Genomic DNA, 13669 nt, shown 5'->3' with positions numbered 1-13669 from the left:
GGGGAGGCGGCGATTATAGCCGGCGGCGTCGCGTGGTCCGCGGAAACGCGCGGTTCGTCGCAGTCCGGCTCATCGGGCGGCGACCTGCGTGAAGAAGCCGCGGGAGCGGCCGTTACCGCGTCCAGAGCACAAGCGTCGAGGGAATGTCGGTGTACATCGTGATCGTGGGTGAGGAAGGTGGCCGGGCCGGCGAGCTCCAGCTCGCGCTGCAGGATTTCGGGCTGGACTGGACGGTCGACTGGCTCACCACGTCGGGCGATGCGGTGACGCTGCCGGCGGATCGCCGCATCGACGTCGTCGTCAGCGACATGCAGGTCGGCCGGATGCAGGGCGCCGCGTTGCTGGAGCAGGTGCGCTCGCTGCATCCCGAGGCCGCGCGCATCCTCCTGCTCGATCGCAACCACAGCAGCGATGCGATGCAGGCGCTCGACGTCGCGCACCGTTTCCTGCGCAAGCCCCTCGACGCGAGCGAACTGATCGAGGCGGTGGAGAGCGTGCAGGAACTGCGCGACCTGCTGACCAACCCGACGCTGGTGCAGACGATCGGCCGCGTGGGCTCGTTGCCCCCGCCGCCCAAGCTCTATCTGGAACTCGAACGCCTGATGCAGGACCCGGACGTCAGCGCCGCGGAGATCGCGACACTGATCTCGCAGGACCCGGCGGTGGTCGCCAAGGTGCTGCGCCTGTGCAACTCGGCGTATTTCTCCGCGGGTCGCGCCATCACCGACATGCGCACTGCGGTGACGCGCCTGGGCACCAAGATCCTGCAGCGCCTCGTGCTGACCACCGAAGCGCTCGGCGCCGGCACGATGACGCCCACCGAACGCGAAGCGATGCAGGAACGCGCGTTCCGCACGTCGCGCCTGGCCGGCCAGTTGCTCACCGGCCCGAGCGCCGAACTCGCCGCGACCGCCGCGCTGCTCGCCGAAGTCGGCAAGCTGCTGCCCGGCGTCAGCCATGGCCGGCCGGACGACACGGGCCCGCATTACGCCGAAGCCGGCGCCTACCTGCTCGGGCTGTGGGGCCTGCCGATGCCGATCGTCGAAGCGGTGGCCTACCACCATCGCCCGGGCGCGGTGCGCATGTCGGGTTTCTGGGTGCCCGGTGCGGTGCACGTCGCCTGCGCGCTGGTGTCGGATCTGCCGCTCGACGAGGAATACCTGCGCGCGACGTTCCAGCTCGATCGCCTGCCGGAATGGCGCGAAAAGGCCGAGAAGCTCGCGGCTATTCCGGCTTGACGCGGATCAGCCGCCGCTGATGTTGAGCGGCCCCTGCGGGCCGCGCATGCGGAAGCGGATCGACTCCAGCCGCATGCCGCGATTGACCTGCACTGCGAAGTGCAGGTGCGGGCCGGTGGTGAACCCGGTGTTGCCCGACAGCGCGATCTGCTGCCCCGCGTGCACGCGCTGGCCAACGCGCACGAGCATGCCGTCGAGCTTGAGGTGCGCGTACACGCCCATCGTGCCGTCGTCGTGGAGCACGCGGATCAGGTTGGCGCGTCCCGCGTAGCGCTCGCGATTCAAGCCCGCTTTCGAGAAGTCCGATTCGACCTCCATGACCACGCCGTCGCGCGCGGCCAGCACCGGCGTGCCGATCGGCGCGGCGAGGTCGATCGCATAGCGGTTCTGCTCGTCGTCGTGGCTGAAGCTGCCGCCGAATCCCTGGTCGATATGCCATCCGCTCATGCGCAAGGGCAGCACGTATTCGACGTCCTGCGGCCGCGCGTTCGGATCGCCGGGCACCACCTCCATGCGCAGTTCGAACGCGCCTGGGAGCGTGGGGTCGACCGTGTCGAGGTAGCTGATGACCCGATGGCCCTGCGCCGGCACGACCGAGCGCGCGGGCAGGTCCGGATCGCCGCGCATGTTGTCGGCGCGCGCGAAATCGAGACGCACTTCGACCGGCCCGGCGAGGCGGTTGTCGGCGATCGCCTGGTAGCCGTGGCCGACCTGCTGCGTTCGCAACGATGCAATCGCCGATGGCTCCGCGATCACCGGAATCACGCGCACCGCCGACGGCGCGGCGACGTTGGGGTCGGGGACATGGTCGCCGTAGTGCACGACGCCGCGCGAATCGACCCAGCGATACACCTTGCCGGCATGCGCCGCGGGAAATGCGGCCAGCAGCACGGCGGCGACCGCCAGGCCACGCGCGTTCATTGCACGCATCGCTGCGACAGGTGCAGCGCGGTGGCGACGTCGCGAAGGTCGAACGCGGCGATCGCGCGATCGTCGTGCACCGCATACATCACGCCATACGGAAAACTCGGCGTCGCCGCCGCGTGCAGCGCGATGCCGTCGGTATGCGACGTCACGCCGCCTTCGAACGAGCCCACCAGCGCGAGCGTGTTGCGATCGAACACGCGGAAGATCGTGCGCGGCGCGAGCTGGTCGACGCCGACCCAGTAGCCGACATCGTCGTCGCAGGCCCAGAGGGCGACGCCTTCGGCCTGCGATGCGAACGTTCCCGGCGGCGTGGCGCGCCCGGTGTAGCGGCCGTCGAACGTGTATTCGCGCAGTGTCGACGGGCGCGTCGTGTCCTCGTCGGCGATCAGCAGGCGGTCGTGCCCGGGGTCGCCCGCGATCGATTCGACGATGTGCAGCGACGCCGCGTCGCTGGTGTCGCCAAACGTGTTCGCAAGGCGCGCCTGCAGGTGGCCGTCGCCATCGACTTCGACGCGAAAACGCTTCACGCGCTGGGCGAGTTGCGGCAGCGGCGGCACGCGGTCGAACTTCGGGCCGTCCATGAAGTTGTCGGTAACGTAGACATCGAGATCGCCGGGTTCGGATTCGTCGATCCACACGCCGTAGGGGCTGCGCAGGTCGGTGTCGCCAAAGGTCGCGACGGAGCGGAAGTCGGGCAGCGACAGCACCTGCACGCGATGGTTGTCGCGTTCGACGACGAAGGCGAGGTCGCCGTACACGGCGATGCCGTTCGGGCGATTGAACTGGCCCGGTGCGCTGCCGCGGCTGCCGACCTCGCGCAGGCGTTCGCCGCTGTCGCCGTCGAACACCACCAGCCGATGCGTCGATTTCGCGGTGACGATTGCCCAGGTCCGGCCGTCTTCCGTGGTCCACGCGGCGGGCGAATCAAGCTCATCCGCCGGGCTTTCCGCTGAGACGAAATGCTCGGGTACGACGGTTGCGGCCGCTCCGCGGTCGACGGCGGCGGGCGTGGGAGTGGGCGGGGCGGGGCGCGTCGTCGCGCAGCCGGCCAGAGCCGCGAGCAGCGCGGCGAGGACGAGGGATCGCATGGGCGGGAGTGTACGGGCGCCCAGCCTGCCGCCGCCTGAGCGGACCATTCATCGCTTCATCGCAATGAAGCGATTGACAGTCGGGAAATCGGTGGGCAGACTGCGGCCATCCATCGAGACCGGCGGAGGGACAGGCCCTTTGATGCCGGGGCAACCAGCACGCAAGTGCCAGGTGCCAATTCCTGCGGCGTCAGCCGGAAGATGGTCGTGCACCTCCAGCCGAAAGGCGGGAGCGTCGCAGGCTCGATGGCCCCGTTTCCGCCGGAGCCCCGTCATGAGCCTCGTTTCCAGTTTCTGTATCGCCGACGCGCCGCTGCAGGCCGTCGATGCCGAACTCTTCGCCACCTTGCCCGCCGCCCGCCGCGGCGAGGTCGATGTGGATCTCGTCCTGCGCCATGCCGGCCCGCGTCGCGTGCACCTGCGTTACGAGATCGCCGGCGACACCGCGCATCCGGCCGTATTCGCGGCCGGCGGGATTTCGGCGCATCGGCATGTCGCCGCGAATGCCGTCGACCCGTCGCGCGGCTGGTGGGAGGCGCAGGTCGGTGTCGACCGGCCGATCGACCCGAGCACGCACTGCATCGTGTCGTTCGACTGGCTCGGCGCCGACGGCGCGCTCGACGCGCCGATCGATCCCGCCGACCAGGCCGACGCGATCGCCGCGCTGCTCGACCACCTGCGCATCCGCCGGCTCCACGCGTTCGTCGGCAGCTCGTACGGCGCGATGGTCGGGCTGCAGCTGGCGTCGCGGCAACCGGCGCGCGTGCAGCGGTTGGTCGCCATCAGCGGCGTGCATCGCGCGCATCCGTTTTCCAGTGCGTGGCGCGCCTTGCAGCGTCGCGCCGTGCAGCTCGGTGCGTTGCAGTGCGACGGCGTCGATGGCCTCGTACTCGCACGTCAGCTCGCGCTGCTGAGCTATCGCACGCCGGAGGAGTTCGACGAACGCTTCGGCGCTGCGCGTGTCGTCGATGGCCGCGTGCACGTTCCGGCCGAGGACTACCTGGACCACGCTGGCCAGGCATACGCGGCGCGCACGCCGGTGGATGCGTTCCTGAGGTTGTCCGAATCGATCGACCTGCAGGATGTGGCGCCCGAATCGATCGCCGCGCCCGTCACGCTCGTCGCGATCGAACAGGATCGCCTCGTCCCGCTCGCCGACGCGTATGCGCTGGCGCAGCGGCTGCGCGGAGAAACGCGACTGCGCGTGCTGCGCTCGCGCTACGGCCACGATGCGTTCCTGAAGGAACCCGAGGCGATTGCCGCCATCCTCGACGAAGCGCTCGCCGCGGAGGCACTGGCATGAGCGCGTCGCGTCCCGGCCGTCGCGCCACCGTCGCCGTGCGTGCGGGCATCGACCGCGACACCGCGTTCGGCGCGGTGACGCCGCCGTTGGTGCTGTCGTCCAATTTTTCGTTCGCGGGGTTCAATGCCAAGCGCACCTACGACTACACGCGCAGCGGCAACCCGACGCGCGACCTGTTGGGCGAAGCGCTGGCCGAACTCGAAGGCGGCGTCGGCGGCACGATCACGTCGACCGGCATGTCGGCGATCACGCTGGTGCTGCATGCGCTGCTGCCGGCGGGCGGTCGACTCGTGGTCCCGCACGACGCGTACGGCGGCAGCTGGCGGCTCTTCAATGCGCTGGCCGCGAAGGGTGCGTTCGAACTGGTCACGGCGGACCTGACGCGTGCGGAATCGCGTGACGCGGCGTTGGCCGACGGCGCGTCGGTGGTGTGGATCGAAACGCCCTCGAACCCGTTGCTGCGCATCACCGACCTGCGCGCGACCATCGACGCCGCGCATGCGATCGGCGCGCTCGCGGTGGTCGACAACACCTTCCTTTCGCCCGCGCTGCAGCAGCCGATCGCGTTGGGCGCCGATGTCGTCGTGCACTCGACGACCAAGTACATCAACGGCCACAGCGACGTGGTCGGCGGCGCGGTGATCGCGCGCGATGCCGGCGCGCATGAGCGCCTGACGTGGTGGGCGAATGCACTCGGCCTGACCGGCGCGCCGTTCGACAGCTTCCTGACGCTGCGCGGCCTGCGCACGCTCGACGCGCGCCTGCGCATCCATCAGGAAAACACCGAGGCACTGGTCGCGCGGCTTGTCCGCGACGACGGCGTCCGCGCGGTGCATTACCCGGGCCTCGCATCGCATCCCGGTCATGCACTCGCGGCGCGCCAGCAATGCGGTTACGGCGCGATGCTCAGCGTCGAACTCGAAGGTGGCGAGACAGGGGTGCGTGCATTCCTCGATGGCCTGCAGTGCTTCACGCTCGCCGAGTCGCTCGGTGGCGTAGAAAGCCTGGTCGCGCACCCGGCCACGATGACGCACGCGGCGATGTCGCCCGAGGCGCGGCGCGCCGCCGGCATCGGCGACGGCCTGCTGCGGTTGTCGGTCGGCATCGAACACGTCGATGACCTGCTCGAGGACATCGACGCCGGCCTCGCGCGCGTTCGCCACGCGTGTCGACGCGAACCGGTGGTCGCCTGATGGAAGCGCTGGCACGACCGATCGCGGCCGCGTCGCGAAAACGCGAGGTGTTCGCTGCGGAAATCGCATTGCTCGGCGTCGGCACGGTCGGCGGCGCACTGCTGCAGCGGCTCGATCGACTGCACGATAGCTTGCCGTCGCTGCGGCTCGTGCACGTTGCCAATTCGCGGCAGGCGGTTGCCTGCAGTGACGGCCTCGCGCCTGTGTCCGCGCGCGATCGCCTCGCGTCGATCGCGCATGCGAACCGCGAGGTGTCGCTCGACGTGTTCGACGGCGAGTCGACGGCCATCGTCATCGACGCCACGGGCAGCGAAGCTGTCGCGTCGCGCCACGCCGACTGGCTCGCACAGGGCGTGCATGTCGTGACGGCGAGCAAGCTTGGTCAGGGCGTGTCGCTCGCGCGCTGGCAGGCGATCCAGTCGGCCTGCCGCGCGGGGCGCACGACCTACGGCGACGCCGCGACCGTCGGCGCCGGGCTGCCGCTTTTGCGCAGCCTGCGCGCACTGCGCGAGGGCGGCGATGCGATCACCGGCATCGCCGGCGTGCTGTCGGGCTCGATGGCCTGGCTGTTCGGCGCGTACGACGGCCTGCGTCCGTTCTCCGGCTTCGTGCGGCAGGCGCGCGAAGCCGGCTACACGGAGCCTGACCCGCGCGAGGATCTGTCCGGCGAGGACGTGCGCCGCAAGCTGCTGATCCTCGCGCGCGCCGCGGGGTTCGCGCTCGAGGCCGAGGATGTGCAGGTCGAATCACTGGTGCCGGACGTGCTGGCGCGATGCGCGGCCCATGAGGTCGACGACAGCCTCGATGTGCTCGACACGCCGTTGCGCGAACGATTCGCGCAGGCCTACAAGCATGGTGAAAAGCTGCGGCATGTCGCGCGGCTGGACGTCGTCGACGGCCGGCTTCGCGCGCGGGTCGGCGTCGAATCGCTGGCGGCGAACGATCCGCTCGCCACCGGGCAGGGCACCGACAACCGCGTCGCGATCCGCTGCGATCGCTACGACGCGCAGCCGCTGGTGATCCAGGGGCCCGGCGCCGGCGCCGGTGTTACCGCCGCGGCGCTGCTCGACGACGTACTGCGGATCGTGCGCGCGGCGTGATCATTCGGCGGGCGCGCCGACCGGATGCCCGGCGATGCGTCCGATGATGCGCAGTGCGTCGCGGGCGAGCATCGCGGACAGGTCGCGATGCACGCTGTCGACGAGTTCGCGCAGGTCGGTGAGCGGCGTCGGCCGGAACGACGCCCAGCCGTTTCGGCCATTGGTCTTGACGTAGTACAGCGCCTGGTCGGCGAGTTCGATCATCGCTTCCCAGCCGAAGCGCGCGCCGTCTTCGTTGCGCACGATCGGGTACTGCGACAGGCCGACCGAGCACGTCACCGGCAGCACCATGCCGTTGCCGAGATCGAACGGATGCGTCGCCACGGCGTGCTGGATGCGCTCACCGATGGTGGAGACGTTGCGCTCGGGCATCGGGCGGAACACCAGGAGGAATTCCTCGCCGCCCCAGCGCGCAACGTAATCGCCGGTGCGCACCAGGCCCGACAGGACTCCCGCGAGCTGCTGCAGGACGAGGTCGCCGGCGCGATGGCCGTAGCGGTCGTTGACCAGCTTGAAGTGGTCGATGTCGACCAGCGCGAACAGCATGGCCTTGTCGTTCACGGGCCCGTTGTCGATCTGGCGGTCGTAGAACGACAGGTCGGCCGGCAGCTGCGCGCCGATGTAGCGACGATTGCGCAGGCCGGTGAGCGGGTCGGTGTGGCTCGCTTCCTCGAGCTGCCGGTTCGCCTGCGCGAGCGCCTCGGTGCGCTGCAGCACGATGGCTTCCAGCGCCTGCTGGCGGCGCTGGTAGCGATAACGCTGGATGCGATAGCCGACGAACACCAGCAGTGCGAGGCCGAGCGCGCACAGCGCGACGAACCAGCCGGTCTCGACGAAGCGCGGCGGCACCGAGAACGACAGCGTCGCAGGCGATTTCGCCCAGACGCCGGCATTGTTGCTGCCGATCACCTCGAACACGTACCGGCCCGGCGGCAGGTTGGTGTAACGCGCCCGGCGCACGCCGACATCGGCGTCCACCCAGTCGGGGTCGTAACCGCGCAGGCGATAGCGCAGCTGCACGCTCTTGGGATCGACGAACGACGTCGCGGTGAATTCGAACGTGGCGTCGCGCGCGTGGTCGGGGAATGCCTGGCCCTGCAGGCGCCACGCGTCCCGCCACGCGCCATCGAGCTGCACGCGTTCGATCGCCACGCCCGGCGGCACCGGGTTCTTGCGGATCGCATGCGTGTCCATCGACACCACGCCGTCGCGCGTCGGCAGCCACAACGTGTTGCCGTCGAGAACGCCCTTCGCGGTGCCGGCGCCGTTGCAGCAGTAGCCCTGCTGGCCGGCCTGCCGATCCCCGCGCTCGTTGAGCAGCATTTCGCCGCGGACGCGCGAAGTGCGACCGGTCGCGTAGTCGGCGAGGTCGGTGACGAGTACTCGGGTGATGCCGCGCAGGCCGGCGCTCCACAGGTAACCGTCGTCTTCGGCGAAGTAGAACGGCGCGTTCGCCGGCTCGCCCTGCTGCGCGCCGAGTTCGTGCCAGCGACGCCCATCCTTCACGTAGCTGGTTTCGTTGAGCGTGCCGATGACCAGGCGGCCATCGGCGAGGCGATGGATCGCGGTGACGTCGAGCGCCGCTGGCAGGCCGGGGTCGCGGTCGCGCACGAAGGTGTCGCCGCGCTGCATGAAGAGCCCGTTCTGCGTGCCGACGAGCAATCCGCTCGCCTCGTCGAGCACGAAGCGGACGCGCGCATCGGCGAGGCCGTCGCGCTCGTCGAAGCGGCGCAGTTGGTCGTCCTTCCAGCGGAACAGGCCTTCCGGCGTGCCGATCCACAACGCGTCGTCGTGCGAGCGAACGAGCGCGTTGACCTGCGCGCCGCCGATCGCAGCGAGCGCGGGCAGCGCCTTGGGTTTCGCCTCGCCGGCATCGAGCACGCGCAGCCCGCCGCGCGTTCCTATCCACAGCCGTCCGTGTTCGGCGAGCAGGTTGTAGGCGTGCGGATGGGGCAGGTCCGCCGGCGCGACGACGTGCCGGAAATGGCCGTCGGTCAGCAGGCTGACGCCGTCGTTGCCGCCCACCCACAGGCCACGCCCGTCGGGATCCTTGGCGACCGACCAGACGATGCGATCGGTCAGCCCTTCGGCTGTGCTGTAGCGGCGCGTCCACGAACTCCAGACGCGCACCAGGCCTTCCCACTGGCTACCGAGCCAGAGATTGCCTTCGCGATCCTCGAACGCCGAACGCAGGCCGGGGAACCCGCCGGGCGCGCCGACCGGAATCATCTCGGCGACGTGGCCGTCGCGCAGGCGGGCGAGGCCGAAATCGCCGCCGACCCACAGGTTCGCGTCGCGATCCTCGAACAGCATGTCGACCGGGACGCGGGCCAGCGTGGCGTCTTCGTCGTAGGCCAGCCAGCCATCGGCGACGCGACGAAGCAGCCCGCGCGACGTCGCCGCCCACAGCGCGCCCTGCGATGCGATCAGGCGATTGACCTGCGCGTCGGCCGCGCTGTCCGGCAGGGCGAGGCGTTCCCAGCGGCCGGTCGGCAGGCGATGCCAGACCGCGCCACGGCCGCCGACCCACAGGCCGTCGTCGCGCGGCAGCGGCGCCTGCGCGGGTTGCGGCCCGCCTGCGACGGGTTCGAGCCGGTCGTTGGCGACGCGGAACACGCCGGTCATCGACGTCGCCCAGATGCCGCCCTGCGGGTCGCTGGCCAGGCCGGTGATGTCGAGCGCGGTTTCGCCCTTCGGCCCCGGGATCGCGGTGAAGCCGTGCCCGTCGTACACCGACAGGCCCTTGTACGTGCCGATCCAGACGCGGCCGTCGCGGCCGGTCAGCAACGCGCGGATCCACGGGCCGGGCAGGCCGGGCGTGTTGTCGGGCGTATAGCTGTGGAATTCGATGCCGTCGAAGCGGGCGAGCCCGGACTGCGTGCCGACCCACAAGTAGCCGATGCGGTCCTGAGTAAGCGCCAGCACGCTGATCTGCGGCAGGCCCTGCTGGATCGACCAGTCGTCGCGGACGTAGTGATGGAACGCCTTGCCCGGCTCGAGCGCGCGCGCAGCCGGCGGTAGCACCAGGCCGATCAGCAGAAGAAGGAGTGCGAGAACGCGCATCGGTACGGCCGTTTCCCCTCGGACGAACAGCCCGCTAGAGGTCTTATCGGCAGCCGCCCTCCCGCCTGAGGCGACGCGCGTCCCGTTTTTCAGCACTCGATGACGTTCACCGCCAGGCCGCCACGGCTGGTTTCCTTGTACTTGTCCTGCATGTCGCGGCCAGTGTCGCGCATGGTCTTGATGACCTTGTCGAGCGACACCTTGTGCTTGCCGTCGCCACGCATGGCCATGCGGCTGGCGTTGATCGCCTTCACCGCACCCATCGCGTTGCGTTCGATGCACGGGATCTGCACGAGGCCGCCGATCGGGTCGCAGGTCAGGCCGAGGTTGTGCTCCATGCCGATCTCCGCCGCGTTCTCGATCTGCCCGGGCGTGCCGCCGATCGCGGCGGTCAGGCCCGCGGCCGCCATCGAACATGCGACACCGACCTCGCCCTGGCAGCCGACTTCCGCGCCGGAGATCGACGCGTTTTCCTTGTAGAGGATGCCGACCGCCGCGGCGGTGAGCAGGAACGTGCGTACGCCGGCGATGTTCGCGCCGGGGATGAAGCGGTCGTAGTAGTGCAGCACCGACGGGATGATGCCGGCCGCGCCGTTGGTGGGTGCAGTGACGACGCGACCACCCGCCGCGTTCTCCTCGTTCACCGCGAGCGCGTAGAGATTCACCCAGTCGAGCGTGGTGAGCGGATCACGCATCGCGGCTTCGGGCTTGCCCGACAACTCCGCATGCAGCGCAGGCGCACGCCGCGCGACATGCAGGCCGCCCGGCAGCGTGCCGCTCTCGCGGATGCCGCGCGCCACGCAGCTCTGCATGGCCGCCCACAATTCGTCGAGGCCGGATTCGATCTCGCTCGGCGAACGCCAGACCTGCTCGTTCGCGAACATGAGTTGCGCGATCGACATGCCGGTGGCCTCGCATTGCGCGAGCAGGGCATCGCCGGTCGAAAAGGGATAGGGCAGGTCGGTTTCGTCGGCGACGATGCGGTCTTCCGCCGCTTCATCCTGGTTGACGACGAAGCCGCCACCCACCGAGTAGTAGTCGCGTGTGGCGATCACTTCGCCATGCGCGTCGTACGCCGTGAAGCGCATGCCGTTGGTGTGGAACGGCAGTTTCTGGCGCTTGTTCATGATGAGGTCGTGCTTCTCGTCGAAGCCGATCTCGTGCTCACCGTGCAGGCGGATTCGCTTGGTCGCGCGGATGCGTTCGAGCGCCGGCGGAATCACGTCCGGATCGATCTGGTTCGGCCAATGGCCTTCCAGGCCCATGAGAACGGCCTTGTCGGTGCCGTGACCGCGGCCGGTGAGCGCAAGCGAACCGAACACTTCCGCGCGAACGCGTGCGGTTCGCTGCAGCTCGCCGTTCTCCACCAGCCAGCGTTCGACGAAGCGCGCGGCAGCGCGCATCGGCCCGACGGTATGCGACGAACTCGGTCCGATGCCGATCTTGAACAGGTCGAAGGTGCTGACGGCCACCGTGGCTCCAGCGCAGTGCAGGAAGGGGAGGCGGCTATTCTACGTCCGTACCGCCCGCCGCTTTCCCGTACTGCAGCGCATCCCCATGAGCCGGTTCATCCTTTTCCAGCGCGACGACTGCCACCTGTGCGACCTCGCCCTGGAGGTGCTCGCCGCCGCGCGCCTGCCGGACTTCGAAAGCGTCTTCATCGACGACGACGATGCACTGGAAGCAACGTACGGCGTTCGCGTGCCGGTGCTGCGCGATGCCACCGGCGGCGTCGAGCTCGACTGGCCGTTCGACGTGGAACGCGTGCGAGCGCTGGCCAGCAGCTGATCGATCCGGCTCAATGCGAGCCGCGCGACGCCGCCATCGACAGGGCGGCCGTCAATGCTGCGAGCAGCAGAATGCGAACGGCGATGCGGGCATAGCGCAAGCGCCGGCGCGCCGGGCTGCGATTCGAAACGTGCATGGTCAGCATCCGTGCTGGAAGACAACGCCGCTATTTTGCCGCAGCCGCGGTCTTCGATGCCGGGGCGAACATGACTTTCGTACTGACCGCGACGTCGTTGGGGATGATGCTGGTGTCGGTCCAGTCACCACCGCCGACGCCGAACTCGAGGCGCTTCACGGTCGCCTGGCCGGCGAGCACCGGGGCAGCGCCCGGCGTCCACGTAAAAGTCAGCGTGACCGGTCGGCTGACGCCGTGCAGCGTCAGCTGGCCGTCGGCCGCATAACGGTTGCCACCGAGCGCGCGGAACTTCGTCGCGACGTAACGCGCCTGCGGAAACTTCGCCACGTTGAAGAAGTCGGTGCCGCGCAGGTTCTCGTCACGCTCCTTGTCGCCGGTGGCGGTCGGGGCGAGCGGAATGGTGACGTCCAGTTTCGACGCCGCGAGCGACGCGGGGTCGAACGACAGCCGCGTGGTGAACTGCGGGAAGCGGCCGGTGAACACGTCGCCCTGGTACTTGGTGGCGAACGTGAGCGTGGAGCCCGGTGCCTGCACGTAGTCGGCGGCGAACGCGGGCAGCGCGGCGAGCGCGAGGACGAGCGGGACGAAACGGTTCACGGGTTGGACTCCGGCGGGGGAAGGCGTCGACGCCAGGGCAGCATGCGATGCAGCGTGCCGTCGTCGAGGAAAACGTGGTGGTAGATCGCGGCGCCGACATGGCCGACGACAAGCACGGCGAGCAGCCAGAACCCGAATTCGTGCAGGTTCTTGGCGATGCCGTTGAGGTGCTCGTTCTTCGCCGCAATCGACGGCAGGTTGAACAGCTTGAACCATTGCAGCGGATAGCCGGCGGTGGAGTTGATCAGCCAGCCGGTGAGCGGCATCGCGATCATCATCGCGTACAGCACGCCGTGCATGCCGTCGGCCGCGAGCTTCATGTGTCGCGACGTTCCGGGCACTGCGCCCGGCACCTTGTGCGTCCACCGCCACAACAGCCGCAGCAGGACCAGCGCGAGCAGCGTGAGGCCGAGCGACTTGTGCAGTGCGTAGATGCGGATCTTCGCGACGGGACTGGTCAGCTCGGTCATGTACAGGCCGATCGAACCGAGCGCGACGATCAACGCCGCGCAGGTCCAATGGAACAACTGGCTGACGGCGCCCCAGCGTTCGGGCGACAGCGACGGCGTTCGACTCATGGCGTAGGCGTCTCGTCCGGTTTGGGCGTGGGTTCGGGCGCGCCGATGCCGCGGCTGGCTTCGATCTCGATGCGCAGTTCGACCTCGCGACCGATCACCGACGGCCAGTTCTCGATGCCGTAGTCGAAACGATCGAGCTTGGCCGTCGCGGAGAAACCCGCGGTGCGGCGGAACGGCGGCATCGGATGACGCTTCAGCGCATTGAGCGTCGCGTCCATGCACAGCGGCTTGGACACGCCGTGCAGCGACAGCGTTCCGCAGATTTCCGCATGCGTGGCGTCGCGCGGGGTCACGCGGTCGGAGATGAAATGCGCGTCGGCGAACTTGTCGGTGTCGAGCAGGCCCTGCACCGCGCGGTTCCAGCCGGCGTCGCCGTAGTCGAGCTTCTTCAGCGGCACGGTGACGTCGACTTTCGCGTTCGCCCAGCCGTCGTCGAAATCGACGCGACCGGTCGCGCCGGAGGCCACGCCCATCGCCTGCGAAAACCCGGCGTGCGACGCGGCGACCATCACCCGCGTGTGCACCGGATCGATCGCCAACTCCTCGGCGGACGCGAACGCAGGCACAAGCAGCACGGCAAGCAGCGGGCGACGATGCATGGTGGTCCTCGGTGCGTGCGGCGATTCTAGGCGCGGTATCCGTGAGCGGCCGTGGAGAC

At 69.3% G+C, this 13669-nt stretch carries 13 protein-coding genes and 1 riboswitch; of the genes, 5 read left to right on the top strand and 8 right to left on the bottom strand.

The features are described from left to right. The first annotated feature begins 149 nt into the window (after positions 1-149). Positions 150-1238: an HDOD domain-containing protein gene (locus tag ACKTTN_RS11245; RefSeq protein WP_407909920.1), complete on the top strand. Its 1089-nt coding sequence runs from the start codon at positions 150-152 to the stop codon at positions 1236-1238. A gap of 6 nt (positions 1239-1244) precedes the next feature. Here the strand turns inward: ACKTTN_RS11245 and ACKTTN_RS11240 are convergent, their stop codons facing one another. Then, positions 1245-2159: a peptidoglycan DD-metalloendopeptidase family protein gene (locus tag ACKTTN_RS11240; protein ID WP_407909919.1), complete on the bottom strand. Its 915-nt coding sequence runs from the start codon at positions 2157-2159 to the stop codon at positions 1245-1247. After that, positions 2156-3253 carry an NHL repeat-containing protein gene (locus tag ACKTTN_RS11235; protein WP_407909918.1) on the bottom strand — a complete coding sequence of 366 codons (1098 nt, stop codon included), beginning with the start codon at positions 3251-3253 and terminating at the stop codon, positions 2156-2158. Before ACKTTN_RS11235 ends, ACKTTN_RS11240 begins: the two co-directional genes overlap by 4 nt. Before the next feature lie 107 nt (positions 3254-3360). After that, a riboswitch (SAM riboswitch) is annotated at positions 3361-3461 on the top strand. A gap of 66 nt (positions 3462-3527) precedes the next feature. Between ACKTTN_RS11235 and metX the strand changes: the two genes are divergently transcribed. From metX to ACKTTN_RS11220, 3 genes are read left to right on the top strand one after another with little or no spacing between them, the layout of a single operon-like run. Further along, positions 3528-4556, top strand: coding sequence for a homoserine O-succinyltransferase MetX (metX, locus tag ACKTTN_RS11230; protein ID WP_407909917.1), 1029 nt, complete (start codon positions 3528-3530; stop codon positions 4554-4556). Continuing rightward, positions 4553-5749 (top strand): cystathionine gamma-synthase, encoded by a 1197-nt coding sequence (metB, locus tag ACKTTN_RS11225; RefSeq protein ID WP_407909916.1) that lies wholly within the window; start codon positions 4553-4555, stop codon positions 5747-5749. Before metX ends, metB begins: the two co-directional genes overlap by 4 nt. After that, the gene (locus tag ACKTTN_RS11220; protein ID WP_407910076.1) at positions 5749-6849 is read left to right on the top strand and encodes a homoserine dehydrogenase family protein; all 1101 of its coding nucleotides are present in this window, start codon (positions 5749-5751) and stop codon (positions 6847-6849) included. The genes metB and ACKTTN_RS11220 overlap by 1 nt, the downstream gene beginning before the upstream one ends. Here ACKTTN_RS11220 and ACKTTN_RS11215 read toward each other — a convergent pair whose 3' ends face one another. Then, positions 6850-9912 (bottom strand): diguanylate cyclase, encoded by a 3063-nt coding sequence (locus tag ACKTTN_RS11215; RefSeq protein WP_407909915.1) that lies wholly within the window; start codon positions 9910-9912, stop codon positions 6850-6852. Positions 9913-10001: 89 nt separating this feature from the next. Further along, positions 10002-11384: an L-serine ammonia-lyase gene (locus tag ACKTTN_RS11210; protein WP_407909914.1), complete on the bottom strand. Its 1383-nt coding sequence runs from the start codon at positions 11382-11384 to the stop codon at positions 10002-10004. 85 nt (positions 11385-11469) lie between these two features. Between ACKTTN_RS11210 and ACKTTN_RS11205 the strand changes: the two genes are divergently transcribed. Next, on the top strand, positions 11470-11700 hold the full coding sequence (locus tag ACKTTN_RS11205; RefSeq protein WP_407909913.1) for a glutaredoxin family protein: 231 nt from the start codon (positions 11470-11472) through the stop codon (positions 11698-11700). A 10-nt stretch (positions 11701-11710) separates the two neighbouring features. Here ACKTTN_RS11205 and ACKTTN_RS11200 read toward each other — a convergent pair whose 3' ends face one another. Genes ACKTTN_RS11200 through ACKTTN_RS11185 form a run of 4 tightly spaced genes read right to left on the bottom strand, consistent with a single transcriptional unit; the run spans position 11711 to position 13610 of the window. Beyond that, complete coding sequence (locus ACKTTN_RS11200) at positions 11711-11845, bottom strand: hypothetical protein (protein ID WP_407909912.1); 135 nt, start codon at positions 11843-11845, stop codon at positions 11711-11713. Between the two features lie 21 nt (positions 11846-11866). Next, positions 11867-12433 (bottom strand): YceI family protein, encoded by a 567-nt coding sequence (locus ACKTTN_RS11195; RefSeq protein WP_407909911.1) that lies wholly within the window; start codon positions 12431-12433, stop codon positions 11867-11869. Further along, positions 12430-13011, bottom strand: a complete 582-nt coding sequence (locus tag ACKTTN_RS11190; protein WP_407909910.1) for a cytochrome b — start codon at positions 13009-13011, stop codon at positions 12430-12432. The genes ACKTTN_RS11195 and ACKTTN_RS11190 overlap by 4 nt, the downstream gene beginning before the upstream one ends. After that, complete coding sequence (locus tag ACKTTN_RS11185) at positions 13008-13610, bottom strand: YceI family protein (RefSeq protein ID WP_407909909.1); 603 nt, start codon at positions 13608-13610, stop codon at positions 13008-13010. Before ACKTTN_RS11185 ends, ACKTTN_RS11190 begins: the two co-directional genes overlap by 4 nt. Positions 13611-13669: the final 59 nt, after the last annotated feature.

Source organism: Lysobacter claricitrinus, from assembly GCF_045866565.1.
Taxonomy (GTDB): Bacteria; Pseudomonadota; Gammaproteobacteria; order Xanthomonadales; family Xanthomonadaceae; genus Cognatilysobacter; species Cognatilysobacter claricitrinus.
This window is presented reverse-complemented; position numbering and strand designations above follow the sequence as displayed.

What these genes read in the sequence shown, in the direction of transcription:
- metX (WP_407909917.1), top strand. Translation starts at nt 3,528, where the DNA reads ATGAGCCTCGTTTCCAGTTTCTGTATCGCCGACGCGCCGCTGCAGGCC.
- ACKTTN_RS11185 (WP_407909909.1), bottom strand. Translation starts at nt 13,610, where the DNA reads ATGCATCGTCGCCCGCTGCTTGCCGTGCTGCTTGTGCCTGCGTTCGCG.
- ACKTTN_RS11205 (WP_407909913.1), top strand. Translation starts at nt 11,470, where the DNA reads ATGAGCCGGTTCATCCTTTTCCAGCGCGACGACTGCCACCTGTGCGAC.
- ACKTTN_RS11215 (WP_407909915.1), bottom strand. Translation starts at nt 9,912, where the DNA reads ATGCGCGTTCTCGCACTCCTTCTTCTGCTGATCGGCCTGGTGCTACCG.
- ACKTTN_RS11220 (WP_407910076.1), top strand. Translation starts at nt 5,749, where the DNA reads ATGGAAGCGCTGGCACGACCGATCGCGGCCGCGTCGCGAAAACGCGAG.
- ACKTTN_RS11200 (WP_407909912.1), bottom strand. Translation starts at nt 11,845, where the DNA reads ATGCTGACCATGCACGTTTCGAATCGCAGCCCGGCGCGCCGGCGCTTG.
- ACKTTN_RS11240 (WP_407909919.1), bottom strand. Translation starts at nt 2,159, where the DNA reads ATGAACGCGCGTGGCCTGGCGGTCGCCGCCGTGCTGCTGGCCGCATTT.
- ACKTTN_RS11190 (WP_407909910.1), bottom strand. Translation starts at nt 13,011, where the DNA reads ATGAGTCGAACGCCGTCGCTGTCGCCCGAACGCTGGGGCGCCGTCAGC.
- metB (WP_407909916.1), top strand. Translation starts at nt 4,553, where the DNA reads ATGAGCGCGTCGCGTCCCGGCCGTCGCGCCACCGTCGCCGTGCGTGCG.
- ACKTTN_RS11235 (WP_407909918.1), bottom strand. Translation starts at nt 3,253, where the DNA reads ATGCGATCCCTCGTCCTCGCCGCGCTGCTCGCGGCTCTGGCCGGCTGC.